The 25,591-nt window shown below is 74.7% G+C and carries 23 protein-coding genes; 13 read left to right on the top strand and 10 right to left on the bottom strand.

Annotated features, from left to right (window positions below):
- Nucleotides 1-219 precede the first annotated feature (219 nt).
- From ABZW10_RS10375 to ABZW10_RS10355, 5 genes are all read left to right on the top strand, one after another.
- Entirely contained in the window at nt 220-1,401 is a 1,182-nt protein-coding gene (locus ABZW10_RS10375; protein WP_355362450.1) for a rhodanese-like domain-containing protein, read from the top strand.
- Nucleotides 1,402-1,420: 19 nt separating this feature from the next.
- Nucleotides 1,421-1,678 carry a hypothetical protein gene (locus tag ABZW10_RS10370; RefSeq protein WP_355362448.1) on the top strand — a complete coding sequence of 86 codons (258 nt, stop codon included), beginning with the start codon at nt 1,421-1,423 and terminating at the stop codon, nt 1,676-1,678.
- A 61-nt stretch (nt 1,679-1,739) separates the two neighbouring features.
- On the top strand, nt 1,740-2,507 hold the full coding sequence (locus ABZW10_RS10365; RefSeq protein ID WP_355362446.1) for a DUF5819 family protein: 768 nt from the start codon (nt 1,740-1,742) through the stop codon (nt 2,505-2,507).
- Between the two features lie 173 nt (nt 2,508-2,680).
- A complete protein-coding gene (locus tag ABZW10_RS10360; RefSeq protein WP_355362647.1) occupies nt 2,681-3,796 on the top strand; it encodes an HTTM domain-containing protein in 1,116 nt (371 codons plus the stop codon).
- 5 nt (nt 3,797-3,801) lie between these two features.
- A complete protein-coding gene (locus tag ABZW10_RS10355; protein WP_355362444.1) occupies nt 3,802-5,949 on the top strand; it encodes an FUSC family protein in 2,148 nt (715 codons plus the stop codon).
- On the opposite strand, the gene ABZW10_RS10350 is transcribed toward ABZW10_RS10355, so the two are convergent.
- Entirely contained in the window at nt 5,946-6,602 is a 657-nt protein-coding gene (locus tag ABZW10_RS10350) for a hypothetical protein (protein ID WP_355362442.1), read from the bottom strand. The genes ABZW10_RS10355 and ABZW10_RS10350 overlap by 4 nt on opposite strands.
- A 104-nt stretch (nt 6,603-6,706) precedes the next feature.
- Between ABZW10_RS10350 and ABZW10_RS10345 the strand changes: the two genes are divergently transcribed.
- Together ABZW10_RS10345 and ABZW10_RS10340 are read left to right on the top strand one after the other, a co-directional pair.
- The gene (locus ABZW10_RS10345) at nt 6,707-7,360 is read left to right on the top strand and encodes a helix-turn-helix domain-containing protein (RefSeq protein ID WP_355362440.1); all 654 of its coding nucleotides are present in this window, start codon (nt 6,707-6,709) and stop codon (nt 7,358-7,360) included.
- Between the two features lie 5 nt (nt 7,361-7,365).
- On the top strand, nt 7,366-8,130 hold the full coding sequence (locus ABZW10_RS10340; protein ID WP_355362438.1) for a TrmH family RNA methyltransferase: 765 nt from the start codon (nt 7,366-7,368) through the stop codon (nt 8,128-8,130).
- A gap of 33 nt (nt 8,131-8,163) precedes the next feature.
- On the opposite strand, the gene ABZW10_RS10335 is transcribed toward ABZW10_RS10340, so the two are convergent.
- The 4 genes from ABZW10_RS10335 to ABZW10_RS10320 form a co-directional block, all read right to left on the bottom strand.
- Complete coding sequence (locus tag ABZW10_RS10335; RefSeq protein ID WP_355362436.1) at nt 8,164-9,522, bottom strand: peptidoglycan-binding protein; 1,359 nt, start codon at nt 9,520-9,522, stop codon at nt 8,164-8,166.
- A gap of 234 nt (nt 9,523-9,756) precedes the next feature.
- The gene (locus ABZW10_RS10330; protein ID WP_355362434.1) at nt 9,757-10,704 is read right to left on the bottom strand and encodes a pyridoxamine 5'-phosphate oxidase family protein; all 948 of its coding nucleotides are present in this window, start codon (nt 10,702-10,704) and stop codon (nt 9,757-9,759) included.
- Nucleotides 10,705-10,728: 24 nt separating this feature from the next.
- A complete protein-coding gene (locus ABZW10_RS10325) occupies nt 10,729-11,196 on the bottom strand; it encodes a VOC family protein (RefSeq protein WP_355362432.1) in 468 nt (155 codons plus the stop codon).
- 199 nt (nt 11,197-11,395) lie between these two features.
- Nucleotides 11,396-12,418 carry a hypothetical protein gene (locus ABZW10_RS10320; protein WP_355362430.1) on the bottom strand — a complete coding sequence of 341 codons (1,023 nt, stop codon included), beginning with the start codon at nt 12,416-12,418 and terminating at the stop codon, nt 11,396-11,398.
- 315 nt (nt 12,419-12,733) lie between these two features.
- Between ABZW10_RS10320 and ABZW10_RS10315 the strand changes: the two genes are divergently transcribed.
- Nucleotides 12,734-13,300, top strand: a complete 567-nt coding sequence (locus ABZW10_RS10315) for a CGNR zinc finger domain-containing protein (RefSeq protein ID WP_355362428.1) — start codon at nt 12,734-12,736, stop codon at nt 13,298-13,300.
- Between the two features lie 82 nt (nt 13,301-13,382).
- On the opposite strand, the gene ABZW10_RS10310 is transcribed toward ABZW10_RS10315, so the two are convergent.
- The 3 genes from ABZW10_RS10310 to ABZW10_RS10300 form a co-directional block, all read right to left on the bottom strand.
- Nucleotides 13,383-14,876, bottom strand: coding sequence for an FAD-dependent monooxygenase (locus ABZW10_RS10310; RefSeq protein WP_355362426.1), 1,494 nt, complete (start codon nt 14,874-14,876; stop codon nt 13,383-13,385).
- A gap of 141 nt (nt 14,877-15,017) precedes the next feature.
- Complete coding sequence (gene paaN, locus ABZW10_RS10305) at nt 15,018-16,718, bottom strand: phenylacetic acid degradation protein PaaN (RefSeq protein WP_355362424.1); 1,701 nt, start codon at nt 16,716-16,718, stop codon at nt 15,018-15,020.
- 152 nt (nt 16,719-16,870) lie between these two features.
- On the bottom strand, nt 16,871-18,139 hold the full coding sequence (locus ABZW10_RS10300; RefSeq protein WP_355362422.1) for a glycosyltransferase family 39 protein: 1,269 nt from the start codon (nt 18,137-18,139) through the stop codon (nt 16,871-16,873).
- A gap of 124 nt (nt 18,140-18,263) precedes the next feature.
- On the opposite strand from ABZW10_RS10300, the gene ABZW10_RS10295 reads away from it, so the two are divergent.
- On the top strand, nt 18,264-18,845 hold the full coding sequence (locus tag ABZW10_RS10295; RefSeq protein ID WP_355362420.1) for a TetR/AcrR family transcriptional regulator: 582 nt from the start codon (nt 18,264-18,266) through the stop codon (nt 18,843-18,845).
- 57 nt (nt 18,846-18,902) lie between these two features.
- Here the strand turns inward: ABZW10_RS10295 and ABZW10_RS10290 are convergent, their stop codons facing one another.
- Nucleotides 18,903-19,349 carry an Lrp/AsnC family transcriptional regulator gene (locus ABZW10_RS10290; protein WP_355362418.1) on the bottom strand — a complete coding sequence of 149 codons (447 nt, stop codon included), beginning with the start codon at nt 19,347-19,349 and terminating at the stop codon, nt 18,903-18,905.
- 163 nt (nt 19,350-19,512) lie between these two features.
- Between ABZW10_RS10290 and pdhA the strand changes: the two genes are divergently transcribed.
- The 4 genes from pdhA to ABZW10_RS10270 all read left to right on the top strand — a co-directional run bounded on the left by pdhA (nt 19,513) and on the right by ABZW10_RS10270 (nt 24,706).
- Nucleotides 19,513-20,652 (top strand): pyruvate dehydrogenase (acetyl-transferring) E1 component subunit alpha, encoded by a 1,140-nt coding sequence (pdhA, locus tag ABZW10_RS10285; protein ID WP_355362416.1) that lies wholly within the window; start codon nt 19,513-19,515, stop codon nt 20,650-20,652.
- A complete protein-coding gene (locus ABZW10_RS10280) occupies nt 20,652-21,674 on the top strand; it encodes an alpha-ketoacid dehydrogenase subunit beta (RefSeq protein ID WP_355362414.1) in 1,023 nt (340 codons plus the stop codon). Before pdhA ends, ABZW10_RS10280 begins: the two co-directional genes overlap by 1 nt.
- A gap of 5 nt (nt 21,675-21,679) precedes the next feature.
- A complete protein-coding gene (locus tag ABZW10_RS10275) occupies nt 21,680-22,987 on the top strand; it encodes a dihydrolipoamide acetyltransferase family protein (protein WP_355362645.1) in 1,308 nt (435 codons plus the stop codon).
- A 318-nt stretch (nt 22,988-23,305) separates the two neighbouring features.
- Entirely contained in the window at nt 23,306-24,706 is a 1,401-nt protein-coding gene (locus tag ABZW10_RS10270; RefSeq protein ID WP_355362412.1) for a globin domain-containing protein, read from the top strand.
- 59 nt (nt 24,707-24,765) lie between these two features.
- On the opposite strand, the gene ABZW10_RS10265 is transcribed toward ABZW10_RS10270, so the two are convergent.
- The gene (locus ABZW10_RS10265) at nt 24,766-25,293 is read right to left on the bottom strand and encodes an NUDIX domain-containing protein (RefSeq protein WP_355362410.1); all 528 of its coding nucleotides are present in this window, start codon (nt 25,291-25,293) and stop codon (nt 24,766-24,768) included.
- Nucleotides 25,294-25,591: the final 298 nt, after the last annotated feature.

Raw genomic sequence — 25,591 nt, 5'->3', positions numbered from 1 at the left:
CGCCACGCCTGGAGACGGCCGTTTCTCCGGAGGAAGGCATGCTGTGCGGATACCAGCGAAGCACGGACGGGCCGGGAGCCGGTACCAAAACGGGGAGATTCCTCGGTATCAGTTGCGTGTCACATGTCGTGCGCCGGTCCGCACTCCCCTTCCGCCTCGCGGCGGCGGCGCGCGGGCGGGCGGTAGGGTCGCAGGACGGCACGCAGGAGGAGGCGAGAGGTGACCGCGCAGATCCCGGTCCGCTGGACCGATCCGGAGCAGCAGGAGCTCGAGGAGCGGGTCGAGGCCGCCGAACTCGCCTGGCTCACGATGGACGTCGACGTCCGGACGCTGCGCGTCGAGATCGACAACTTCGCGCTGATCCACCACCAGTTGCTCGGACCGCTGTACGCCCGGCTGGACGAGCTGGACGCGCTGCTCGCCGAGGCGGTGGCGGCCCGCACCGGGGATCCGCAGGACCTGCTGCGGGCCCGCGAGGCGCGGCAGCGGGTCGAGGACCTGCCGGACCTGGACGCGCTGTTCGACAGCGTCCGGGAGCAGGGCCGGTCGGAGTCGGACGGGCCGGAGCAGGCCCCGCCGCCGCCCGCCGCGCCCGCCCGGGTGCGGCCCGGCCGGGAGGCCCAGCGGATCTACCGCGAGCTGGTCCGCCGCGCCCACCCGGACCTGTCCACCGACCCGGAGGAGCAGCAGCGCCGGGCGGCGTTCCTGGCCCGGGTCAACGAGGCCTACGCCTACGGCGACACCGGCGCGCTGGAGGCGCTGGCCGCCGAGTGGTCCACCGCGCCCGAGGCGGCTCCCGCCGTCGACTCCCCCGACCGGCTCGGCTGGCTGCGCCGCCGGCTGGAGTGGCTGACCGGCCGGATCGGCGAGCTCGCCACCGAGCAGGTCCGGCTGGAGCGCAGCGCGATGGGTGAGCTGCTGGCGCTCGCCCCGCAGGACCCGGACGGGCTGCTGACCGAGCTGGCCGAGCAGCTGCTGGCCAAGGCCGCCGCCCAGCAGGCCGAGCTGGAGCGGCTGATGGGCCCGGTGGGGGACAATGGCGGGGCCGATCCCGACGCCCAGGAGAACCAGACGATGTTCGCGCAGATCCCCACCATCGACGCCGCCGCCGTGCCCGCCGACGCCGCCCTGCTGGACGTCCGGGAGCAGGACGAGTGGGACGCCGGGCACGTCGACGGCGCGCTGCACATCCCGATCGGCGAGGTGGTCGCGCGGATCGGTGAGCTGCCGGACGAGAAGCTGTACGTGCTCTGCCGGGTCGGCGGGCGTTCCGCGCAGGTCGTCCAGTACCTGGTGCAGAACGGCCGGGACGCGGTCAACGTGGACGGCGGGATGTACGCCTGGGACGGCGCGGGCCGCCCGATGGTGAGCGGCAACGGGCAGGACGCCTTCGTCCTGTAGCGGGGAGAGCGGGGGGACTGTGCGGAGCGAGCCGGAGGGGCGGCCCGAGGGGGCCCGGGAGGTGCCGCGGGCGCTGCGGTACCCGTGGTCGGTGGTGCCGGGGCTGCTGCTCGCGGTGGCCGGCCAGGTGCTGGCGGCGACCGGCCACCCGGTGGCCGCGATCACGGTGGGCGCGGCCGGTGCGGCGGTCGGGCTGACCGTCGTGGCGGTGGTGCTGCGGCGGCGCCGTCGGAGCGGACCGACCGGGTCCGGGGGCTCCGCAGGGCGGCGCGAGTAGGGCAGGATGGGCGCGCGACCGGGCCGGCGCGGTGCCGGCCCCACCCGTCCCGGGGGAGTTCATGGCCGAGAGTGCCGAGGACGCCGATCACGTCGAGCACGTCGAGGACGCCGAGCACGTCGAGGACGCCGAACGCACCGAGAGCACCAAGAGCACCGAGAAGGCCGAGAACGCCGGGAGCACCCAGGCGCCGCCCGTCGGCCGGGCCTGGTCGACGCCCGCCCGGGTCGTCCTGGGCGCGGCGGCCGTGCTGCTGGTGACGGCCACCGGGCTGTTCCTCGGTGCCGTCTTCCTGCACGTGGCGCCCGCCAATCCGCTCTCCCGGGAGTACCGGGAGCAGCTGGACGGCCTGATCTACCCGGAGTTCGAGCAGAACTGGAAGCTGTTCGCGCCCAACCCGCTGCAGCAGAACGTCGCGGTGGACGCCCGGGTGCGCACGGCGACGCCGGACGGGGAGGCCGTGGTGCACGGGTGGGTGGGGCTGACCGCGCAGGACATCGCGGCGATCCGGGGCAATCCGGCGCCCAGCCACGCCGACCAGAACCTGCTGCGCCGGGCCTGGGACTTCTACGACGGCTCGCACAGCGCCCAGGACGAGTCGCCGACCACGGAGCGCGGGCGGCTCGCCGAGCAGTACCTGAAGCGGATCGTGGTGCAGCGGATCGGGAGCAGCGTGGACGGGCGGCCGGTGGTGGCGGTCGAGCTGCGGGTGACCACCGCCACCGTCGCGCCGCCGGAGTGGAGCGGGGAGGCGGCGCCGCCCGCGCCGAAGGTGCGTGAGCTGCCCTGGTGGCCGGTGGCGGACGAGGACCTGCGGGGGCTGCGGTGAGCGGTACGACACCGGCCGGGGCGCCGGAGCGGCTGCGCGAGGGGATCCCGCGTCAGTCCGGACCGGTGGCCGCGGAGGGTACCGAGGGCGCCGCGGGGGGTCCGCGGCGGCCGGGTCCGGTCGGGCCGGCCTGGCTGACCGGGCCGGCCGGGTTCGCCGGGTCGGCCGCGCAGGTGTTCGCGGTCTTCGCCGGCCGGGTGCTCGGGCGCCACCAGGCGGCGACGGTGCGGATCGGCTTCGGGCTGGTCTGGCTGGCGTACCTGCTGCGCGAGTGGCCCAACCGGAGGCTGCTGTACGGCGACACCTCGCCCTGGTCGGCGGACCTGGCCCGGCAGCTGCTGGCCGACAACGGGGCGCTGACCGTGCTGCCCTGGTTCGACGGGCGGCTCTGGTTCGAGCTGGTCTACCACCTGGCGGTGCTGTCGGCGCTGGCGGTGCTGCTCGGCTGGCGCACCCGGGCGGCCACCGTGCTGTTCCTGGTCACCGTGCTGTCGGTGCAGAACCGCAACGTCTTCCTCGGCGACGGCGGCGACAACATCGTCCATCTGATGGCGGTCTACCTGGTCTTCACCCGGTGCGCCGAGGTGTGGTCGCTGGACGCCCGGCGGGCCCGGTCCGGACGGGGCGGGGCGCTCGGGGTTCAGCTCTGGGCGCTGCTCGGGGCGCTGCTGCTGGTCTGTCAGCTGGGCGGTTTCGCGGGGTCGAGCCTGGACTGGACGGTCCCGGCGTTCCCGTACGTCGGCTGGGGGGCGCTGTTCTGGCTGCTCTGGGCGGTGGCCGGGCTCTGGTGGCTGGTGGACCGGCTGGCGCCGCGGGGCGAGACCCGGGCGGTGCTGGACGCGCTGGCGACCATGGTGCACAACTGCGCGATGCTGGTGATCGCCGTCGAGGTGGTGCTGATCTACGCCACGGCCGGCTGGTACAAGGTGCAGGGCTCGCGCTGGCAGGACGGCACCGCGCTCCACTACCCGCTGCACCTGGACTACTTCACGCCCTGGCCGGGGCTGTCCGCGCTGGTCGGCGGGATGCTGCTGCCGGTGTTCCTGATCACCTACGGGACGGTGCTGCTCCAGGTGGCCTTCCCGTTCACGCTGGTGAACCGGCGGATCAAGAACGTGCTGCTGGTGGTGATGATGGCCGAGCACCTGGGGATCGCGGTGCTGCTCGGGCTGCCGGTGTTCTCGCTGGCGATGATCGCGGCGGACGCGGTGTTCCTGCCCACGGCGGCGCTGCTGTGGGCCGGGGAGCGGGTCGCGCGGATCCGGCCGTGGAGGGCCCCACTAAGCTGACCGCTATGTCCTGGTTCGCAGCGCTTCGAGACACCGCGCGGACCGGACTGACCATCGACCGGACGCTCACCGACCCCAAGCGGGCGCTGCGCGGGGCGGTCGCCGTCGCCCTGGTGCTCTTCCCGACCCTCGCGCTCGGCGACGCCCGGCTCGCCACCTCGGCCGCGATGGGCGCGTTCATCGCCGGGACGGCGACCTTCCAGCGCAGCTTCCGGCCCCGGGCCACGCTGGCCGTCGCCGCCGGGGTCGGACTCGGCGTCAGCACCTGCCTCGGATACCTGGCGGCCGGGGTGACCGGGCTGTTCCCGGCGCTGCTGGCGGTCTGGGCCTTCGGCGCCGGGCTCGCCTGGGCGATCGGGCCGACCGCCGGGGTGGTCGCCGCCAACACGCTCTCGGTGATGCTGATCGTCGTCCAACTGCCGGTCAGCCCGCTCACCGCGCTCGGTCACGGGCTGGTCTGCTCGCTCGGCGGCGCCGTCCAGGCCCTGGTCATCACCGTCTGGCCGATCGGCAGTTGGACCGCCCAGCGCGAGGCGCTCGCCGACACCTACGCCGAGCTCGCCGACTACGCGCGCCGGCTGCGCCAGGACCCGACCGCGCACATCGACCCCGAGCCCTTCATGGAGGCCCGGCATGCCGCCGCGCTGACGCCCTGGCAGGACCGGCACCGGCCGGCCGAACTGCGCGGCCTGCGCGGCCTCGCCGAGCGGATCCGGCCCACCCTGGCGGCGATCGCCGACCCCAAGGTCGGTGCCCCCGAGGAGGGCCCGGAGCGCGACCGGGCCCGGGAGGTGCTGGCCGCCTCCGCCGAGGCGATGGACGTGCTGGCCCGGGCGATCCGCACCGGCGAGCCGGTCCGGCTGCCGCGTTCGGCGCCCGCGCTCACGCTGGTCGCCCGGACCGAGGGACCGGAGCTGCGCGGTGCCGCCCGCCGGGCCGCGCGCCGGCTGGCCGGACTGCTCCGCAAGGCCGCCGACGCGCTGGACCGCAGCTCCGAGGACACCATCGACACCCCCGTCCTGCAGCCCGGCGGGGCGCTGCGCAAGCCGCCGCTGGTCAAGATGCTGCCGACGGCGCTGCGCGCGGTGCGGCGGCAGTTCCATCCGCGCTCGGCGGTCTTCCAGCACGCCGTACGGCTGTCCGGTGTGGTCACCGTCGCCTATCTGCTGGCCCGGCTGGTCGGCTTCCACCACGGCTACTGGGCGCCGATGACGGCCGCGATGGTGATGCGGCCGGACTTCGCGCAGACCTACAGCCGCGGCGTGGCCCGGCTGGCCGGGACGGTCGTCGGCGTGGCCGTCTCCACCCTGGTGGTGCAGCTGGCCCGGCCCGGGGAGTGGGTGCTGGCCGCGCTGGCGGTGGTCTCGATCGGCGGCGCCTATCTGACCTTCCGCACCGGCTACGCGGTGATCACCGTCTGCATCTCCTCCTACGTGGTCTTCCTGCTCGGCCTCCAGGAGGGGAACCCGCTGACCACGGCGGTGGAGCGGGTCGGTCTCACGCTGCTCGGCGGCTCGGTGGCGCTGCTCGTCTACGCGCTCTTCCCGACCTGGCAGACCGCCCGGCTCGGCGAGCGGCTGGCCGAGTGGCTGGCCGCCGCCGGGCGGTACGCGGCCGAGGTGGTCGCCGTCTACGAGCGGCCGGCGGCGCCGCGCGGACGGGAGGTCCGCTCGGCGCTGCTGGACTCCCGGGAGGCGCGCTCGGAGCTGCTCCAGGCGATGCAGCGGGCCGACGCGGAGCCCGGCCGGCACGCCTCCGGGCTGCCCGGGGTGAGCCGCCGCCAGCTGGACCGGGCGCGCGCGGCGGTCGGCCACCTCGGGCGGGTCGCCGTCCTGCTGGAGGCCCACCTGCCCGGGGCGGACGCCGAGCCGGTGCCGGGTGCGGCCGAGTTCGCCGAGGAGCTGCGACTGGCCACGGCGCTGGCGGCCGGTGCGCTGCTGACCGGTCAGCCGGTGGAGTTCGGCGCCGTCCGGGAGGCCCAGGAGCGGCTGGAGCGCCGGCTCGCCGAGGAACCGGCCGGGGTGCAGCGGGACGTGGTGCGCTCCGGCACCCGGCTGCTGCTCCAGGCGCTGAGGGACCTCGAACGGGCGCTGCGCGGCGGCGGCACGGCGGCTGCCGCCGGGCGGCGCGAGCCGGAGCCCACCGGGCGCTAGGCGCCGGCTGCCGCGGCCTCCAGCCAGTTGGCGAACTCGCAGGCGAAGTGCCACTGGTGACCGGTGGACAGCTCGGCCGGGGCGGCGGCCGGGAACTCGACGGTGAGCCGGATCCGCAGGCCCTCGGGGGTGTCGGCGAACTCGTGCATCACCCGCAGCACCTCGGAGCCGTCCGCCAGGTGGCCGGTGCCGCCGATCCGGACCGGGTAGCGCGGGGTGGCGGGGGTCGGGTGGAAGCGCAGGAAGAAGCGGAGCGGACCGCTGCCGACCGTCTCGACGATCTCGACCGTGCCGCCGGTGGAGTCGGCCAGGTAGTGCTCGGGGTTGGCGGCGAGCAGGGCGGCCCGGTCGGGGGCCCGCAGCCGGCCCTGCCACCAGGTGAGGAAGGTCGTGGCGTCGATGCCGGTGGCGGTCAGCTCGGTGACGGCGGCGCGCCACTCGCCGTCGGAGGCGCGCAGCCAGTCGGCCATGGCGGCGTCGGCGGCGGCGGTGTCGGGGGCGAGCAGGTCGCGGACGCGGTCGTCGCCGAGGCGCTGCTTCAGCAGGCGCAGGGCGGCCCGGCCGCGTTCCAACTCCCAGCCGAGCACGGCGGTGCGCTCGTGCCGGACGCCGTCGATGTGGGTGCGGATGTGCAGGGGGGTGGTGGTCGTCATGGCGTTGCTCCTCGGAGGGTGCCCGACTTAAACGGAGAGATTTTCTCCGTCTTTGCCGACGCTAGCATAGGAGGAGGAAAGTTCTCCGGTTAAGGGGTTGGGTGATGAGGGCGGACGCGGAACGCAGTCGGCGCAGGATCCTGGACGCCGCCTGCGAGGTCTTCCTGGAACGCGGCCCGGACGCCCCGCTGGACGCGGTGGTCCGCCGGGCCGGCGTCGGGCCGGGCACCCTCTACCGGCGCTTCCCCGACCGGACGGCCCTGGTCAGGGCGTTGGTCACCGACCTGCTGGCCCGGCTCGCCGAGGCCGCCGGACAGGCCCGGGCCGCCGAGCCCGACCCCTTCCGGGCGCTGCGCCGCTTCGCGCACGCCGCCGCCGACCTGCGGATGGGCGCGGCGATCGTGGTGCTGCTGGAACGGCTGGTCGTCGACGCGGACCTGGTCGCCGTCCGCTCCCGCGCGGTCGCCGAGGTCGAGGCCCTGCTGCGCGCCGCCCAGGACGCCGGGCAGCTGCGGGCGGACGTCGGCATGGGCGACCTGGTGCTGCTCTGCGTACGGGTCTCCCGGCCGCTGCCGGGCGGCCTGGCCGCGCTGGACGCCGACGGCACGCTCGTCCACCGGCACCTGGACCTCGCGCTGGCCGGTCTGCGGCCGGGCGCCGGGGACGGGGCCGGCGGTGCGGAGCCGCTGTCGTTCGAGCAGCTGATCGCGGCCGCCGGACGGCCGGGCGAGCCGTCCCCCACCGGAGTGGCAGAGTGAGCCGGATGAACGAGGAACTGCTGCGGGCCTGGCGGGCCGGGGCCGAGGAGCCGGGAACGGTGCTGCTGGACGGGTTCCACCCGCTGAAGCACGCGCTGCGGTTCGGCGGCGCCGTCCGGCAGGTGCTGACCGCCGACCGGGCGGCGCTGCTGGCGCTCGCCGCCGAACTCGCCCCGGACGTGGCCCCCGCGCTGGACGCGCTGGCCGCCGAACTGCCGGCGGACGCGCTGCGTTCCCTCGCGCCCCGGCTGCACCCGACCGGGGTGATCGCGCTGGCGGTGCGGCCCACCGCCGAGGCCAACCGCGCCGCGCTGGCCGTCCGGCCCCGCCCGGCCCCCGTCGTGCTGCTGGAGAACCCGCGCAACCTGGGCAACGTCGGCGCGGTGATCCGGCTCGCGGCCGGCTTCGGCGCCGCGGGTGTGGTCACCACCGGCGAACTGGACCCCTGGCACCCGGCGGTGCTCCGCGGCAGCGCGGGCCTGCACTTCGCCACCGCCGTCGAGCGGCTGACCCTGCCGGAGCTGCCGGCGGGCCCGCTCTACGTGCTGGACCCGGAGGGCGCGGACATCCGGGCGACGGCCTTCCCAGACGACGCGGTGCTCGCCTTCGGCACCGAGCGGCACGGGGTGACGCCGGAGCTGAAGGCCCGGGCCGACGAACTGGTCGCGGTGCCGATGCGGCCCGGCGTCTCCAGCTTCAACCTGGCGACCAGTGTGGCGATGGGGCTGTTCCACTGGATGTCCGGGCGCCCGCCCGGCGCGCCGGCGTGAACCGGCGGCCGGGCGGAGCCGGATGACTCGGCGTCAGGAGAACAGTCGCCTCCAGGTGTCCGGACCGGGGTAGCCGTCGGCCTCGGCGCCGCGCCAGCCCTGTGCCTCCTGGAAGGCCTGGACGTTGCGGCGGTCGGACTCCGTCCAGCGCGGGCCCGGGCCCTGGGTGTAGGAGGCGCCGTAGCCCTTGCGGACCAGCTGCTCGCCGAGCTGCCGCACGAAGTCGTTGTTGGCGCCGGGGCCGAACTTGTCGGCGCCCGGGAAGGCCGGCACCCCGGTGCCGGGGTTCACCGGCGGGGGCGGCTGCGGGGTGCCTCCGGTGCCGCCGTCGATGTTGCGGCCCTTGCCGTTGACCAGGTAGTCCCAGGTGGCCTTGCCCGGGATGCCGTCCGCCTCGCTGCCGCGCCAGCCCTGGGCGAGCTGGAAGGCCTCGGTGGCCCGCCGGTCCGCCTCGCCCCAGCGCGGGCCGGGGCCCTCGCTGTAGAACCGGCCGCCGCCGCGCTGCACCAGCATCTGGCCGAGCCTGGTGACGTCGGCGTTGTTGGCGCCGGGGCCGAACGCGCCGGCGCCCGGGAAGGCCGTCGACGCGGAGCCGCCGCCGCTGCTGCCGCCGTTGGAGGTGGAGAGCCCCTTGTAGCGGTACGGGACGTAGGAGGCGGAGTTGTTCCAGTACGCGTACGGGGTGGAGCGCTTGAGGGTGCTCGGGGAGGTCTGCTCGTACGCGATGTAACGGGTGCGGGAGGAGTCGGTCCAGCCGCCGAAGATCGTCACGTGCGAACCGGACTGCGGGCTGGCCGGGTTGTTGTAGACCAGGATGTCGCCGGGCTGCAGGTCGGCCTTGGTGATCCGGTCGGCGAAGTCCGGCAGGGTCCAGGTGGTCTGGCTGCTGCCCAGCCCCCAGGCCATCGAGACGAAGCCGGAGCAGTCCTGGCGGTAGCCGTCCGACCAGTAGCGGCTCATGCTGTACGGGACCTTCTGGTCGACCCAGCGCTGGGCCCGTTCGATGATCTGGGCCCGGGTGACCGGCGCCGCGGTGGCGCGCGGGGCGGCGAAGGAGCGGGCGGTGGGGGACTCGCCGTAGAGGCCGCTGACCTCGCCCTGCGGGGTCTCGCCGCGCGGGGCGGCCGGGCCGCCCGGGCTCGGGGTCGGTGCCGGGGCCGCGACGGCGGTGGCCGCGCCGGCCGCGCCGCCGCCCAGGGCGGTGCCGACGGCGGCCATCAGCACGGCCGCCCGACGGCGGACGCTGCGGGCCGCCGCGTGTCCGCCCTCGTGCACCGGCGCGGAACGCAGCCTGGCCCGGCGGCGGGCGCAGCAGCCCCCGCATATGCAGTCGTCGTCCGGCTCTATCTCGTCGAATTCCAGCAGGGGGGCCGACTGGTCTGTTCGGGTCATACTCCGCCTCTTGTTTCTCCTGGTGGGGGACGGTGCGGGTCGCGCCGCTGACGGCGTGACAGCACGGTCCTTCCCAGGGACACACTGCTTGTTATCGGGACCAAAGTCCCAAAGCGGACCGCCGAGCGCCATGGCGGATTACGCCGAACGGGTGACGGCCGTTCGGCGCCCGGTCGGTGGCACCGTGTCGGAGGGGGAGGTAGAGGGCGCTCCCGGCAGGGAAATGTCGGGAGGTCAGCAGACGGGGCGTCGGACAGCCGGCGGGTTGGCGGGCGAGTACTCGGGCTCGGTCCAGGCCAGCGGGGTGGCGTCGGCCAGTTCGACGACACCGGTGACGGTCAGGTCGACCACCCGCTCGGCGCCCGGCAGGCCGGCGGCGGCCGGTCCGGACCAGTCGGTCCTGGCCTCGCCGGTGATCAGCAGCGCGCCGCCGGTCTCCCAGTCCGGGACGAGCAGTCCGGCCCGGGGGTCGAGCTCCAGGTTTCCCAGCGTCATGAACATGCTGTTGCCCGCGTAGTCGGGCCAGCGCAGCCGGTCCGGTCCGAGCACCCGCAGGAAGCCCGGGGCGCCGCCGCGGTGCGAGGCGTCCATCGCGCCGTCCGGCCCGGCGGTGGCGACGAAGAAGGTGTCGGCGGTGCTCAGCCACAGCTGCTGGACGGTGCTCAGCGCGGAGCCGGCCGCCACCCGGCGCGGGGCGCCGGCCTCCGGACGGTCCGCCGGGTGGCGGCGCTGGATGTACTTCGGGCAGTTGGCGTAGACCTGGTCGGCGCTGATCACCAGGCCGCCCCGGCCGTCCGGTGCGGAGCGGCCGTTGACCCGCATCCGGCGCCGGCCGGCCGGGTCCAGGGCGATGGTGCCGACCTCGGCGGGGCCGGCCAGGGCGGCCGCCAGCGGGTCCTCCCCGGCCGGGCGGGCGGCCACCGTCACGGTCCGCTCATCGGCGGCCCGCAGGAAGCCGGCCGGGCCGCTGAGCTGGGTGGCCCAGAGCCGGCCGTCGGCGTCGGCCGCGCCGGCCACCAGCACCCGCCGCTCGGTGAGGAAGCGGGCGGCCACGGCCGGGATGGTGCTGCCGACGGCGCGGCCGGAGTGGTCGGCGCGGTCCGTCCGGCCGGCCCGGTGCTGCACGGTCCGTTCGCCGGGGTGGTACGGCCCGGGTCGGTGGGCCGGGCCGGCGGTGCTCATCGCGGCTGCCTCCCTCGGGGGCGGTTAGAAGAAACCGCAGGTCGGGGCGGACTCGGTGGGGGCCGGGTTGCCGGTGGTGTCGACCCCGGCCGGGGTGTGGATCTCCAGCCGGATGCCGTCCGGGTCGGTGAAGAAGATCCCGCCGGAGGCGGCGCCCTCGCGGTGCGGGACGACGCCGTCGTAGGTGAAGGAGGCGCCCAGCTCATGCAGCAGGGCTTCGGCGGCGCGGACCTCGTCGAGCGAGTCGACCTGGAAGGAGAGGTGGTGCAGGCCGGGCGCGCCGGTGGGGAAGGAGCCCTCGCTCTGCTGCCAGAGCGTCAGCACCGGGCGGCCGTCGCGGCCGAGGAAGGCGAAGCGGCGCTCCGGGTCGGTGCCCTCGTCGACCAGCTCCAGGCCGAGGACGCGCCGGTAGAACGCGGTCGAGCGGGTCAGATCGGTGACGTTCAGCCCCACGTGGCCGGTCTGCAGGGTGCTGCTGCTGGTGCCGGACATGCCTGATCACTCCCCTGGTCAGGACGCCTCTGGGCGCCACATGTAACCGTTGTGATTGACGGTAGTGGTTAGGTCGAGAAGGGGTCAACCAGTACTGGCATCTTCAATGGTTAGATTTTCCGGGCATGGCTATGCCATGACAAGGATGCCGAAGGGCCGTGCGAGGGAGCGGGCGCGCGGGCGCCGGGCCGCGGTGCGGCTACTCCCACTCCCAGCGGACGCCGATGTGGCCCGGCTGCTGGTCGGGGGCGAGCACATGGGCGCTGGCCGAGGCGCCGATCCAGAGCTGCTCGCGGCGGCGGTCGACGTCCGCCCCCGGGTCGCGGTCGTAGCGCTCGCAGTGCACCGGCACGGTCGCCGGGTCGAAGTGCACCTGGAGCACGTACTCGCGCACCGGCGTGGCGAAGCGGCGGCTGTACTCGGTCGTCTCGGCGCCGCCGGACGGGATCTCCACCTCGTACTCGAAGACGGTGCTGTCACCGAGGCCCAGCGGGCGGTCCAGCATCACCTCGCCGATGATCAGTCCGGACTCCGGGCGGCGGCGCACCCGGCCGAGCCGGCCGTGCCGCACGTCGGTGAGCTCCGGACAGCCGGTCGCCTCCTCGTCGGCCTTGTGGACCACCAGGCAGCGGGTCACCCCGGCCACCGTGGCGCGCACCACCAGGCGGATCCGCATCAGGTTGCCGCGGCGGTCGGCGTCGACGTAGTACGAGTCGTGGACCGAGAGCCGCTCCAGCTCGCCGGCCGGCGGCGCGTCCAGTTCGGCGAAGACCTCGGAGAGCTCCTGCTCGCCCGGCCAGACGTCCTCCAGCCGCAGATGGCTGGTGCTGGCGTTGGCCGCCCAGCGGCCGCGCGGGCGCGGCGGGCCGAGCAGCGCGGACAGCGTGGAGTGCGGCAGACCGAGCAGCTCCTCCAGCAGGTGCACGGCGCGCAGCGAACTGGCCCGCTCGGGCTGGCTGCGTCCGCGCCGCCAGTAACTCAGTGTCGTGACACTGACTCTGACGCCCCGTTGGGCGAGCGCCGCGCGGATCCGGTCCAGGCTGAGGCCGCTGGCCTCGATCGCCACGTGCAGGGTGTCGGCGAAGCCCCCGGTGGGGCTCGGGCGCCCGGGCGTCGGGGCGGGAGACAGTGGCGGAGCGGGTGGCCGGGGGGTGGGCGCGGGCGCGTCCTGGCGCGGCCCGACCAGTCTGAGTCGTGCGTCCTGGGGGTGCTGTGAGGCCATGTGGTTACCTTCCCCACCGAGCGGGTTCGGCAGACCCGGTGCGGCGCCGGAACGCGCCGTCAATGGCCTCGCCGAGCTGTGGGGAACCCTATGCACGGTCGAGAGGCTACGTCATCAGTCGTGCGTATGACAGTGGTCACGGGGGGTGGGCCGCCGAGTGAGCGATCTTGAAACAGTACGGAAACACACCGCCCTTTCCCGGGGCGGGCGGCGCGATCCGGCCGGTCCACTGTCCTGTTCCGGCCAGGAACCGCCCGGGCGGGGCCGGACGTAGACTCGGGGACCGTTCGAGAGCGAGGGAGCGAGGGAGCGACGATGACGGAGCGGACGGCAGACCCGCGGGACCCGCGCCCGCTGCTCGGCGAGCCGCTCGCGCTCGACCTGCTGAACACCCGGTGGGCCGGTGTGCCGGTCAACGACCTCTTCGCCGCGCCCGAGGGCCACGCGATCTGGCTCTCCTCGGCCGGCCTGGCGGGGCGGTGCGCGGCGGACCCGGCCGGGCTGGCCGCCCTGCTGGAGGCCCGGGAGGCGCTGGCGGCGGCGGTCCGCGAGCTGGACGCCGGCCGGCTGCCCGGGGCCGGCGAGCTGGCCGGGCTGGACGCGGTGCTGCGGCACGGGCGGGTGCGGCGGGAGGCCTCGGCGGCCGGGCCGGTGGACCGGGTCGAGGTGGACGAGCCGCACCGGCTGGCCGCCTGGCTGGTGGTGGACGACTTCCTGGGGCTGCTGGCCCAGGGGCCGGGGCGGATCAGGAAGTGCGCGGACGAGGCGTGCCTCCTGCACTTCTTCGACACCTCGCAGAACGGCCGCCGCCGCTGGTGCCGGATGGCGGTGTGCGGCAACCGGGCGAAGGCGGCCCGGCACTACGAGAAGGCGAAGGCCTGACCCCGGGGTTGTGAAGCCCTGGGCCGGAAGCCCGGGGCCGTGGAGCCCCGGGGCCGGGCGGGGTGGGGGTCGGGCCGGCGGGTCAGGCCTCGCCGAGCCACTCGGTGAGCGCGGCGCGCAGCTCGCCGGCGCCCGGGTCGACGGCGGCCCAGGCGGCGTAGCCGTCCGGGCGGATCAGCAGCACGGTGTCGCGCAGCTTGCCGTGCGGATCGGCCGGGGCGGCGGTGACCAGGCGGTCCGCCCACGGGTCGGCGGCCGTCACCTCGTCATTGCTGACCAGGACGAACTCCCCGGCCCGCAGCGCCTCGTAGAGCCGCTGGGGGGCGGCCGGACCGCCCTCGCGGGGCTGCTCCAGGGCGGTCAGCCGCAGGTCCGGGACGCGCTTGCCGACCAGCGGGTGGGCGTCCTTGGGCGCCGGGTAGGCGATGCCGATGCCGGAGATGGTGCGGGCGCCGCGGTCCACGACCAGGTCGACGTGCTCGGCGATCGAGGCGAGCGCGCCGCGCAGCGCCCGGGTGGCGGCCGACTGGGCGAGCGCGAGCCGGATCAGCGCGCCGGAGGTGCGCAGCACCGTCCGGCCGACCGGGTGGCGCTCGGTCTGGTAGGTGTCGAGCAGCGCGTCGGTGGCCCGGCCGCGGACGGCGGCGGCGAGCTTCCAGGAGAGGTTGGCGGCGTCCTGCAGTCCGGTGTTCATGCCCAGACCGCCGGCCGGGGAGTGGCAGTGGGCCGCGTCGCCGGCCAGCAGGACCCGTCCGGAACGGTAGTTGGGCACCTGCCGCTCGTCGCTGTGGAAGGTGGAGCTCCAGCGGACGTCGTGCAGGCCGTAGTCCTCGCCGAGGGTGTCGCGGGCGATGTCGGCGAGCACGTCGAGCGGGGGCGTGGTGCCGTCGGTGAACCGCTCGGCGCGGTCCCAGGCGATGATCCGGTACCAGCCGTCGCCGAACGGCACCAGGAAGGAGAAGCCGTGCTCGTTGGCGCCGACGCTGACCGCCTCGTCGGGCTCGCGCTCCAGCCGGACGTCCGCCAGCAGCACGGAGTCGACCACCGACTCGCCGGGGAAGGGCAGCCCGAGCAGCTCGCGGACGGTGGAGTGCACGCCGTCGGCGCCGACCGCGTAGCGGGCCCGGCGGGTGGTGGCGGCGCCGTTCTCGACGGTCTCGACGGTGACGCCGTCGGCGTCCTGCTGCAGGCCGGTCACCTCGGCGCCGCGCACGATCGTGGCGCCGGCCTTCACCGCCCGGTCGAGCAGCAGCTGTTCGGTGCGGTACTGCGGGGTGATCAGGACGAAGGGGAAGCGGGTGGGGAGGTCGGTGAGCTCGACCCGGAGCTTGTTGAAGAGCCGCAGGTGGCCGAGCGGGCGGCCGGTGGCGATGAGCTCGTCGGCGAGGCCGCGGGCGTCCAGGAGCTCCAGGCTGCGGGCGTGCACGGCGAAGGCCCGGGTGAGGTCGGACTCGGAGGTGCGCTTCTCCAGGACGGTGACGCCCACCCCGGCGGCGGCGAGGTCGCCGGCCAGCAGCAGGCCGGTCGGTCCGGCGCCGACCACGATGACGTCGGTGACGGTCTGCTTCTCGGTCATGTGTCAGCTCCCGGTGCTCGAACAGCGGATGGACGCCGGTGTGGCGTTTCCCCGCCTCCATCATCGCTTCCCGGGCGTGACGTTGTGAATCTCCGGTCCCCGGCGAGTGGCCGGGGACCGGAGGCGAGCGGGTGACGCCTCTCAGCTGTGGCGGCGGATCTCCACGGTGCGGAACCGGTTGGCGACGAAGGCGCCGTCGCAGTAGGCCGAGTTGGCGGCCGGGTTGGCGCCGGTGCCGTGCAGGTCGGAGAAGGCGGCGGTCTGGTTGGCGTACACCCCGCCGGTGAGGTTGAGCGAGAGCGAGACGCCGGAGTCGAGCGCGGCCTCCACCAGGGCGGCCTCGACCTCGGGCGAGGTGGTGTAGCCGGAGGCGGTCATCGCGCCCCGGCTGCGGACGGTGTCGCGCAGCAACTCGACCGCGGCGGCGGTGCTCTCGACCGCGACGGCGAACGAGACCGGGCCGAAGCACTCGCCGCGGTAGACGGCGCGGTCGTCCGGCTTGTCGGCGTCCAGCTTGACCAGCGCGGGGGTGCGGACCGTCGCGCCGGGGAACTCCGGGTGCTCCACCGCCCGCGGGGCGAGGGCGAGTTCGCCGTACTCGCCGCCGGCCGCGGCGGCCGAGCGCTGCAGCACGCCGGGGTTGACCACGGCGCCGAGGACGGCGGTGGCGCGGGCGTCGTCGGAGAGCAGGCCCTCGATGGCGGCGGCGAGGTCGCGGACCACCTCGTCGTAGGACCTGGCGCCCTGGTCGGTGTCGATGCCGCCGCGCGGGATCAGCAGGTTCTGCGGGGTGGTGCACATCTGGCCGCTGTACAGCGAGAGCGAGAAGGCCAGGTTGTTCAGCATGCCCTTGTAGTCGTCGGTGGAGTCGACGACCACGGTGTTGACGCCGGCCTTCTCGGTGTACACCTCGGCCTGCCGGGCGTTCTCCTCCAGCCAGTCGCCGAAGGCGGTGGAGCCGGTGTAGTCGATCAGCTTGATCTCCGGGCGCACGGCCAGGGTGGCGGCCACGGTGCCGCCCTCGTGCTCGACGGCCAGGCAGACCGCGTTCGGGTCGAAGCCGGCCTCGGCGAGCACCTCGCGGGCGACCTCGACGGTGAGCGCCAGCGGGAGGACGGCGCGCGGGTGCGGCTTGACCAGCACCGGGTTGCCGGTGGCCAGCGAGGCGAACAGGCCGGGGTAGCCGTTCCAGGTGGGGAAGGTGTTGCAGCCGATCAGCAGCGCCAGGCCGCGCGGGACGACGGTGAACTCCTTGGTCATCACCAGCGGGTCGCGCTTGCCCTGCGGCTTGGTCCAGCCGGCGCTCTCCGGCAGCCGGGTCTGCTCGGTGTACGCGTAGGCGACGGCCTCCAGGCCGCGGTCCTGGGCGTGCGGGCCGCCGGCCTGGAAGGCCATCGCGTAGGCCTGGCCGGTGGTGTGCATGACGGCGTTGGCGAACTCGTGCGAGCGGGCGTTGATCCGGGCCAGGATCTCCAGGCAGACGGCGGCGCGGGCGAGCGGACCGGCGGCGGCCCAGGCCGGGCGGGCGGCGGTCAGCGCGGCGATCAGGGCGTCCGGACCGGCGTGCGGGTAGCCGATGCCCAGCTCCAGGCCGTACGGGGAGGCCTCGCCGCCGACCAGGTCGCCGTCGACGGGGTGGCCGGGCAGCTCGAACGGCCGGTTCAGCCGCGACTCGAAGGCGGCCCTGCCGTCCGCGGCGGCGCTCTCGCCGTAGGCCTTGGGGAACTCGGGGTAGGGCGACCAGTAGTCGCGCTTGGCGGCGGCGTCGACGGCGGCCTCCAGGGTGGCCCGGTGGCGTTCGACGAGCTCGGCGACGTGGGGGTGGGTGACCGCTGCGGACATGGTGTGCGCTCCTCAGAGGGGAGGACGGGACACGTCACAGAGTAACCGAACGATCGGTCGGCTCAAGAGGGCGAACGGCGAACAAAGGCCAGGGGCGCGTCCGATCACGGACGCGCCCCTGGCCGGGTCGTGGCAGCGGGTGGCGGCGGGGCCTACGGGATGCCGAGCTCGAAGATCACGTAGCCGGCGTACCAGCCGGAGGCGACCGCGCCGGTGCCGAGCACCCCGGCCAGCACCGGCCAGCTCAGCCTGCGCATCGCCACCGCGAGCGCTATCAGCAGCGGGAAGGCCGGCAGCAGGTAGCGCGAGGTGTTGCCGAAGATGCCCAGGCTGCCGAGCACCGAGACGATGGTGGCCAGGGTGTAGGCGGTCAGTACCAGCGGCGGGCGCAGCCGGACCAGCAGCACGATCAGCACCGGCAGGCTCAGGACCAGCAGCGTCGCCAGCATGTCCGAGGTGTGGTAGGCGAAGGGGTAGTCGTTGCGGCCCAGCAGCACGCCGCGGATCGCGTTCCAGGTGCCCTGGCCCCAGTCGAAGTAGTGCAGCCAGGCGTCCCGCTGGAGCGTGAAGTAGCCGCCCCAGTCGCCCATCCGCCAGCCCACCCAGCCGACGTAGCCGAGCAGTCCGAGCGGGGCCAGCAGCAGGGCGGTCAGCGGGCGCAGCACCCCGCTGTCCCGCCGGTACAGCTCCACCAGCGCGGCCAGGCCGACCGCGCCGATCAGCGCCGCCGAGGTGGGCCGGTTGAGGCCCGCGACCAGGGTGATCACCCCGGCCGCCACCCACTGCTTGGTCATCACGCAGTAGCAGGCCCAGGCGGCCAGCGCTATGAACAGCGAGTCCGAGTAGAGCGCCCACTCGGCGCCGGAGCCCGGGGCGATCGCCCACAGCCCGGCCGCGATGACGCCGGCGCGCGGGCCGGCCAGCTTGTCGACCACCGCGTAGATGCCGGCCGCGGCGAACAGCGAGGCGACCACCGAGACCAGCATCCCGGCGCCGTACAGGCCGAACGGGCTGATCTCCGAGACCAGCCGCATCAGGCCGGGGTAGAGCGGGAAGAAGGCGGCGGAGTTCTGCTCGATGGTGAAGCCCGGGGTGCCGCCGGGGACCGGCACCAGCGCCGGGTGGTAGCCGAACTGGGCGACCTGCTGGTACCACCAGCCGTCCCAGCTGGCCAGCACGTCCCAGGGGTTGGCACCGCCGCCGAACCGGGGGTGCTTCTCCAGGTAGTCGCCGGAGAAGGAGAGCAGCTTCATGAAGACGGTGAAGCCGACCAGCTTCAGCACCGCGTAGCACCACACGGCCGGGCCGAAGCGCAGCACCAGGTCGCGGCCGCGGTCGCGCCAGTCGGCGGTGGTGCCGGTCGCCGATCCGTCGCTGCGCTGCTCGGGCAGATCGGATTCGACTGCCGGTATTGCGCTCATCGACTACCCCACCTGGTCGGCCACGGACGGATCGTCCGCCGAGTCTAGGGCGTGGGCCCGCGATTTGGTGTGGACCAGGGCACCCGGACACCGCCGCACCGGGGCGGGCGGGGATACTCGGAGGATGGCCGATCACACCACGCGCACCGCCTACACCGTGGAGTCCCTGCTCGCGGTGACCGTCGACGTCTTCAACGAGCGCGGATACGACGGCACCTCGATGGAGGACCTGTCGCGCGCGGCCGGGATCTCCAAGTCGTCGATCTACCACCACGTGCGCGGCAAGGAGGAACTGCTCCGGCTCGCCGTCGGGCGGGCGCTGGACGGACTGTCCGCGATCCTGGCCGAGCCGGGCGCGGTGGACGGGCCGGCGGTGGAGCGGCTGGAGCACGTCGTACGGCGGACCACCGAGGTGCTGCTGACGGAGCTGCCCTACGTCACGCTGCTGCTGAGGGTACGCGGCAACACGGCCACCGAGCAGTGGGCGCTGGAGCGCCGCCGGGAGTTCGACCACCAGGTGGCCGAGCTGGTGCGGGCCGCGGTGGCGGACGGCGCGCTGCGGACGGACGTCGAACCGCGGCTGGCCACCCGGCTGCTCTTCGGCATGATCAACTCGATCGTGGAGTGGTACCGGCCGGGCAAGGCCGCCGACGGCATCGCGGACGCGGTGGTCCACCTGGCCTTCGACGGCCTGCGGGCCCGCTGAGCCGGTCTCGCTGAGCCGGTCTCGCCTAACAGGGCCCGCCGGACCGGGAGGGCCTGGTCAGTCCGGCGGAACCTGGTCGGTCTCCTCGAAGACCAGCATGGTGCGGGTGCCGAGGACCTGCGGGATGGACTGGATCCGGTTGAGCACCAGCTCCCGCAGGGCGTGGTTGTCGGCGGTGTGCACCAGCAGCAGGACGTCGAAGTCGCCGCCGACCAGGGCGATGTGCGCGACCCCGGGCAGCGCCAGCAGCTGCTCGCGCACGGTGCGCCAGGAGTTCTGCACGATCTTCAGGGTGATGTAGGCGGACGCGCCCTGACCTGCCCGTTCGTGGTCCACCCTGGCCGTGAAGCCGCGAATGACGCCGTCCTCGACCATCCTGGAGATCCGGGCGTACGCGTTCGCCCGGGACACGTGCACCCGCTCGGCCACCGAGCGGATCGAGGCGCGGCCGTCCTGCTGCAGCAGCCGCAGGATCGACCGGTCGACCCGGTCGAGTCTGGACATCTGTTCAGCCGACATGACCCCCCACCCCCACCGATTGGACGCACTGCCACCAGTCGACCGCCACCCGGACCGATTGTCCACCACCTTCGCACGCTTCTGGTCAAGATGAACAGACGACCGAACAATCGGTAGGGAGCCCCCGCCACCCCTGGAGGTGCCCGAGATGACCGTTCTCGACCACAGACACCACCCGGCGGTGCCCGGTTGGCTGCCCGGGGCCACCGCCCCGCGCACCGACCCGGCCCCGCTGCTCCCGGACCCCGCTCCCGTCCGCGTCCTCGGTACCCCCGCACTGGAGAAGTACGACCCCGCCCTGCTCCGCGAGCTGTACCGCCGCCTGGTCGTCGGCCGCCGGTACAACCAGCAGGCCACCACCCTCACCAAGCAGGGCCGGCTCGCCGTCTACCCGGCCTCGACCGGGCAGGAGGCCTGCCAGGTCGCCGCCGCGCTGGTGCTCGGCGAGCGCGACTGGCTGTTCCCCAGCTACCGCGACACCCTGGCCGTGGTCTCGCGCGGCGTGGACCCGCTGGAGGCGCTCACCCTGCTGCGCGGCAACGCCCACACCGGCTACGACCCGCGCGCCAGCCGGACCGCCCCGCTCTGCACCCCGCTCGCCACCCAGGGCCCGCACGCCGTCGGACTGGCGCACGCCGCCCGGCTGAGCGGCGACCCGGTGGTCGCGCTGGCGATGCTCGGCGACGGCGGTACCAGCGAGGGCGACTTCCACGAGGCGCTGAACTTCGCCGCCGTGCTGCAGGCACCGGTGGTCTTCCTGGTGCAGAACAACGGGTACGCGATCTCCGTCCCGCTGAGCGCGCAGTCCGCCGCCCCGACGCTGGCCCACAAGGCCGTCGGCTACGGGATGCCCGGCCGGCTGGTGGACGGCAACGACGCGCCCGCCGTGCACGGCGTCCTGGCCGAGGCCGTCGAGCGGGCCCGGACCGGCGGCGGCCCGACCCTGATCGAGGCGCTCACCTACCGGGCCGAGGCGCACACCAACGCCGACGACGCCACCCGCTACCGGACCGAGGCCGAGGTCACGGCCTGGCGCGAGCACGACCCGATCCTGCTGATGGAGCGGGCGCTGCGCGAGCTGGGGGTGCTGGACGATGCCCTGGTGCGGGAGGCGGCCGAGGAGGGCGAGGCGCTCGCGGCCCGGATGCGCGCCGAGTTCCACGCCGACCCGGAGCTCGACCCGATGTCCCTGTTCGCCCATGTGTACGCCGAGCCGACCCCGCAACTGCGCGAGCAGGCGGCGCGGTTGGCCGAGGAGCTGGCCGCCGAGGCCGAGGTGCAGCACTGATGTCGACGGCCGCCACTCCCACTCCCACCCCCACCAGCGTCGGCGCACGGACCGCCAGCATGGCGCAGGCGCTCAACTCGGCGCTGCGCGACGCCATGCGCGAGGACCCGACGGTGCACGTGCTCGGCGAGGACGTCGGCGCGCTCGGCGGCGTCTTCCGGATCACCGACGGGCTGACCGCCGAGTTCGGCGCCGACCGCTGCCTGGACACCCCGCTGGCCGAGGCGGGCATCCTCGGCACCGCCGTCGGCATGGCCATGTACGGGCTGCGGCCGGTGGTGGAGATGCAGTTCGACGCCTTCGCCTACCCGGCGCTGGAGCAGCTGTTCTCGCACGTCGCCAAGATGCGCAACCGCACGGCCGGCCGGCTGCCGCTGCCGATCACCGTCCGGATCCCCTACGGCGGCGGCATCGGCGGCGTCGAGCACCACAGCGACGCCTCCGAGGCCTACTACGCCTCGACCCCGGGCCTGCACGTGGTCACCCCCGCGACGGTGGCCGACGCGTACGGGCTGCTGCGGGCCTCGATCGCCTCGGACGACCCGGTGGTCTTCCTGGAGCCCAAGCGGATGTACTGGGGCAAGGCGGAGTTCGACCCCGCCGTGCCGGTCGAGCCGGCCGGTCGGGCCGTGCTGCGGCGCACCGGCACCTCCGCGGTGCTGATCACCTACGGCCCCTCGCTGCCGGTCTGCCTGGAGGCGGCCGAGGTGGCGCGGGCCGAGGGCTGGGACCTCGCGGTGCTGGACCTGCGCACCCTGGTGCCGTTCGACGACGAGACGGTCTGCCGGGTGGTGCGCTCGCTGGGCCGGGCCGTGGTGGTGCACGAGGCCGGCGGCTTCGGCGGCACCGGCGCGGAGATCGCCGCCCGGGTCACCGAGCGCTGCTTCCACCACCTGGCCGCGCCCGTGCTGCGGGTCACCGGCTTCGACATCCCGTACCCGCCGCCGATGCTGGAGCACCACCACCTGCCCGGGGTGGACCGGATCCTGGACGCGGTCGCCCGGCTCCAGTGGGAGGACTGAGGATGATGCCCGTCGTGCGCGAGTTCACCCTGCCCGACCTCGGTGAGGGGCTCACCGAGGCGGAGGTGGTGCGCTGGCTGGTCGAGGTCGGCGAGGTGATCGCGGTCGATCAGCCGGTGGTGGAGGTGGAGACCGCCAAGGCGGTGGTGGAGGTGCCCTGCCCGTACGGCGGGGTGGTGACGGCGCTGTTCGGCGAGGTGGGCCAGGAGGTCGCGGTCGGCGCGCCGCTGGTGACGGTCGCGGTGTCGCCGGGCGAGGGCGAGAAGCCGCTCGCGGCGGAGGTGGAACGGCCGCTGGTCGGGTACGGGATCGCCGAACCGGCGCGGGGCGGACGGCGGCGCCGGGTCGGGGGCGGGACCGCGGTGGCGGCTCCGGTCGCCTCCGTTGCCCTGGCTGCTCCGGCTGCTCCGGCGGCCGTGCGGGTGTCGGCCGTGCCGGCGGTGATCTCGCCGCTGGTGCGGCGGCTGGCCCGGGAGCAGGGCGTCGACCTGGCGGCCGTCACCGGCAGCGGGCCGGACGGGCTGATCATGCGGGCGGACGTCGAACGGGCGGTCGCGGCGAAGATCGCCGGGCCCGTCACCGCGCCCGTTGTCGCGCCCGTTGTCGCGCCGGCGCCGTCCGCCGCCGGGGAGGTCGTTCCGCTGCGCGGGCTGCGCAGGGCGGTGGCCGAGAAGCTCGGCCGCAGCCACCGCGAGATCCCGGCCGCGACCTGCTGGGTGGACGTCGATGCCACCGAACTCATGGCCCTGCGACGGCAGTTGAACTCCGCGCCAGGGCCGAAGGTGAGCGTGCTGGCACTGCTCGCCCGGATCTGCACCGTCGCGCTGGAGCGCTTCCCCGAACTCAACTCCAGTGTGACCGAGGACGGTTCGGGGATCCGCCGGCACCCGTCGGTGCACCTGGGCTTCGCGGCCCAGGGCGAGCGCGGGCTGATCGTCCCGGTGGTACGGGACGCGCAGCGCCTCACCACCGAGCAACTCGGCGTCGAGCTGGGCCGGTTGACCGAGGCCGCACGGACCGGGTCGATCGCCCCGACCGAGCTGACCGGCGGCACGTTCACCCTGAACAACTACGGGGTCTTCGGGGTGGACGGTTCCACCCCGATCCTCAACCACCCGGAGGCGGCGATGCTCGGGGTCGGCCGGATCGTCGGCAAACCCTGGGTCCACCAGGGCGAGTTGGCGGTGCGCGAGGTGACCCAGCTGTCGTTCACCTTCGACCACCGGGTCTGTGACGGCGGCACCGCGGGCGGGTTCCTGCGGTTCGTCGCGGACTGCGTCGAGCAGCCTGGCCTGCTGCTGCGGCAGCTCTGAGCGGGTCGGGCGGGTCGGGCGGGTCGGGCGGGTCGGGCGGGGTCGCCCCGGGTGGTGGAGTCGCCACCCGGGGCGCCCCGGGGCGGGGGAGAGTAGCGCGTCCCGGGGGCGGGTGTCCGGGCTTCGCGCGATTCGTGGGATGAGCACTCCGGGCGTGTCACGCTTCCTGGGCGTCAATCGAGACAAGCCAGGTGGTGGCGAAGGCCGGCCGGAGGCGAAACGATTCTCTTGGGTACACGAAACGTTGCGGTGAAATCCCGCAGGACACTCCTGGTCCGGACCGGGCACGGCTCGGCGGCGGCCTCGGCCGTTCCGCCGATGCCGTCGGACCCCCCGGACCTGCCGCCGGCCGCGCCCCCGGTCACCCCGCCGGTCGTGCCGGTGGCCGTGCCGCCGATGCCGGTTCGGCCGCCCGCGGTGCCCGCGCCGAGCCGGCCGGACGCCGCCGCGCCGGCTCCGGTGATCGAGCCGCTGTTCACCAGCGCCCCCGGTCTCAACTGGGCCGTCCCGCCCCTCGCCCCGGTGCCGCCGGCCCCGCTGCCGCCCGCAGCGGACCCCCGCACCTCGGCCGAACTGCCCCCCACCGCCCGGGACCTGGAACTGATCCGGACCAGCCTGGCGGTCGTCGAGCCGGTCGCCGACCGGGCCACCGCGCACTTCTACGCGCTGGTCTTCCTCGGCCACCCGGAGATCCGGGCGCTCTTCCCGGCCGCCATGGACGTCCAGCGCGACCGCCTGTTCCGCGCCCTGCTGATGGCCGCCCGCGGCGCCGGTGACCCGGAGGGACTGCGCACCCAGCTGCGCGCGCTGGGCTGCGTCCACCGCCGGTACGGCACGCTGACCGGCCACTACGGCCCGGTCGGCGAGTGCCTGGTGGCCACCCTGGCCAGGTACACGGGCAGCCGGTGGACCGCCGAGACCGAACTGGCCTGGCGCCGGGTCTACCGGCTGGTCTCCTCGATCATGATCGAGGCCGCCGAGGAGGACGCCCGCAGCTCGCCGCCCTGGTGGCAGGGCGAGGTGGTCGCCCACGAGCGCCGCACGCCGGACGTCGCGGTGCTCACCGTCCGCCCCGACCAGGCCTACCCGTACCGGGCCGGGCAGTACACCAGCCTGGAGACGCCCTGGTGGCCGCGGGTCTGGCGGCACTACTCGTTCGCCTCCGCGCCCCGGTCGGACGGTCTGCTGACCTTCCACGTCAAGGCGGTGCCGGCGGGCTGGGTGAGCAACGCGCTGGTGCACCGGGCCGCGCCGGGGGACGTGCTGCGGCTCGGCCCGGCGGCCGGCGGGATGACCCTGGACCACGCCGACGGCGCCGACCTGCTGCTGGTGGGCGGCGGCACCGGGATCGCGCCGCTGCGGGCGCTGGTCGAGGAGGCCGCCGGGTACGGCGCGGCGGGCCGCTCGGTGGAGCTGCTCTACGGGGCCCGGCGCGCCGGCGAGCTGTACGAACTGGACGGGCTGCGGGAGTTGGCGCGGCGGCACCGCTGGCTGTCGGTCCGCCCGGTGCTGTCCGGCCCGGGGGCCGGGACGGCCGAGTCGGCCGCGGCCGGTCTGCTGGCGGGTGAACTCCCGGAGGCGGTGGCCCGGTTCGGGCCGTGGACCGGACGGACGGCCTGCCTCGCCGGGCCGCCCGCGATGGTCCGGCGGACGAGCGGGGTGCTGCTGCGGGCCGGTCTGCCGGCGGAGCGGATCCGGCACGACCTGGCCGCGCGGTGAGCGCGGGCCGCTGAGCCGGGCCCGGCGCCGCTGAGCCGGGCCCGGCGAGGTGGCCGGCGTCAGCCGAGGTCGGGGGCGAGCAAGGCGCGGATGCCCTCGATGTTGGCGGCCAGGTACGCCCGCAGGCTCGGCGGCACCACGTTGACCGCGGTGACGCCCTCGCGGGTGAAGGGCACCCGGACCACCTCGTAGCCGCCGTTGGGCTCGTCGACCTCGGGGCCGTGCCGGCGGTCGAGGTCCATCGACGCGAGCCGGCAGACGAAGAAGTGCTGGACCTTCACCCCGTGCGGGTGGAGCAGGGTGCCGTCGTCGTGGTGGGTGTGGCTGATGGTGTCCACGAAGGCGGGGACCACGTCGACCACCTTGCCGCCGAGCTCCTCGTCCACCTCGCGGTGCAGGGCGTCGACCACGGTCCGGTCGCCGCGCTCGACGCCGCCGCCGGGGGTGATCCAGTACGGATGCGGGGAGCCCGGCCGGGTGCGCTTGATCAGCACCAGCGAGGCCGGTCCGTACGGGTCGTTCGGGTCGACCTCCAGCAGGATCGCCCGGGCGGTGCGCTTGACGACGGGGCGGGGCGGGGTGCGCATGGCGACCTCCGGGGCTGGAGCGTTGTGCGGGAGTCTCCCGCGGCCCGGCGCGCCCGAAACGCGGCCCGCCCACGGGTGCGTCCGTTCGTGATCGGTTCGTAGTGACGAAAGATCTTGGATAGCGAAGATGAACGTTAAACGGCTCTTCGAAAGTTAGATTTTGCGATCAGGTGACCTTTGATTCAAAGGATTTTACCGATTGAATGGTGTGAGAGTCATTGCCACCTTGCCGCGCCTGTGCTGCAATGGGCGACTATCGGGCGAATCGGAGTGATTCACTCCGCATGCTCTTCTGTGT

The organism is Kitasatospora sp. NPDC004723, from assembly GCF_040609255.1.
Lineage (GTDB): Bacteria > Actinomycetota > Actinomycetes > Streptomycetales > Streptomycetaceae > Kitasatospora.
Note: the sequence above shows the minus strand (reverse complement) of the source record. Positions and strands in the feature narration are given on the sequence as shown.

Excerpts from the sequence above, each read along its gene's own strand:
- ABZW10_RS10365 (WP_355362446.1), top strand. The coding sequence starts at position 1,740 with ATGGCCGAGAGTGCCGAGGACGCCGATCACGTCGAGCACGTCGAGGAC.
- ABZW10_RS10355 (WP_355362444.1), top strand. The coding sequence starts at position 3,802 with ATGTCCTGGTTCGCAGCGCTTCGAGACACCGCGCGGACCGGACTGACC.
- ABZW10_RS10350 (WP_355362442.1), bottom strand. The coding sequence starts at position 6,602 with ATGACGACCACCACCCCCCTGCACATCCGCACCCACATCGACGGCGTC.
- ABZW10_RS10345 (WP_355362440.1), top strand. The coding sequence starts at position 6,707 with ATGAGGGCGGACGCGGAACGCAGTCGGCGCAGGATCCTGGACGCCGCC.
- ABZW10_RS10340 (WP_355362438.1), top strand. The coding sequence starts at position 7,366 with ATGAACGAGGAACTGCTGCGGGCCTGGCGGGCCGGGGCCGAGGAGCCG.
- ABZW10_RS10335 (WP_355362436.1), bottom strand. The coding sequence starts at position 9,522 with ATGACCCGAACAGACCAGTCGGCCCCCCTGCTGGAATTCGACGAGATA.
- ABZW10_RS10330 (WP_355362434.1), bottom strand. The coding sequence starts at position 10,704 with ATGAGCACCGCCGGCCCGGCCCACCGACCCGGGCCGTACCACCCCGGC.
- ABZW10_RS10325 (WP_355362432.1), bottom strand. The coding sequence starts at position 11,196 with ATGTCCGGCACCAGCAGCAGCACCCTGCAGACCGGCCACGTGGGGCTG.
- ABZW10_RS10320 (WP_355362430.1), bottom strand. The coding sequence starts at position 12,418 with ATGGCCTCACAGCACCCCCAGGACGCACGACTCAGACTGGTCGGGCCG.
- ABZW10_RS10315 (WP_355362428.1), top strand. The coding sequence starts at position 12,734 with ATGACGGAGCGGACGGCAGACCCGCGGGACCCGCGCCCGCTGCTCGGC.
- ABZW10_RS10310 (WP_355362426.1), bottom strand. The coding sequence starts at position 14,876 with ATGACCGAGAAGCAGACCGTCACCGACGTCATCGTGGTCGGCGCCGGA.
- paaN (WP_355362424.1), bottom strand. The coding sequence starts at position 16,718 with ATGTCCGCAGCGGTCACCCACCCCCACGTCGCCGAGCTCGTCGAACGC.
- ABZW10_RS10300 (WP_355362422.1), bottom strand. The coding sequence starts at position 18,139 with ATGAGCGCAATACCGGCAGTCGAATCCGATCTGCCCGAGCAGCGCAGC.
- ABZW10_RS10295 (WP_355362420.1), top strand. The coding sequence starts at position 18,264 with ATGGCCGATCACACCACGCGCACCGCCTACACCGTGGAGTCCCTGCTC.
- ABZW10_RS10290 (WP_355362418.1), bottom strand. The coding sequence starts at position 19,349 with ATGTCCAGACTCGACCGGGTCGACCGGTCGATCCTGCGGCTGCTGCAG.
- pdhA (WP_355362416.1), top strand. The coding sequence starts at position 19,513 with ATGACCGTTCTCGACCACAGACACCACCCGGCGGTGCCCGGTTGGCTG.
- ABZW10_RS10280 (WP_355362414.1), top strand. The coding sequence starts at position 20,652 with ATGTCGACGGCCGCCACTCCCACTCCCACCCCCACCAGCGTCGGCGCA.
- ABZW10_RS10275 (WP_355362645.1), top strand. The coding sequence starts at position 21,680 with ATGCCCGTCGTGCGCGAGTTCACCCTGCCCGACCTCGGTGAGGGGCTC.
- ABZW10_RS10270 (WP_355362412.1), top strand. The coding sequence starts at position 23,306 with ATGCCGTCGGACCCCCCGGACCTGCCGCCGGCCGCGCCCCCGGTCACC.
- ABZW10_RS10265 (WP_355362410.1), bottom strand. The coding sequence starts at position 25,293 with ATGCGCACCCCGCCCCGCCCCGTCGTCAAGCGCACCGCCCGGGCGATC.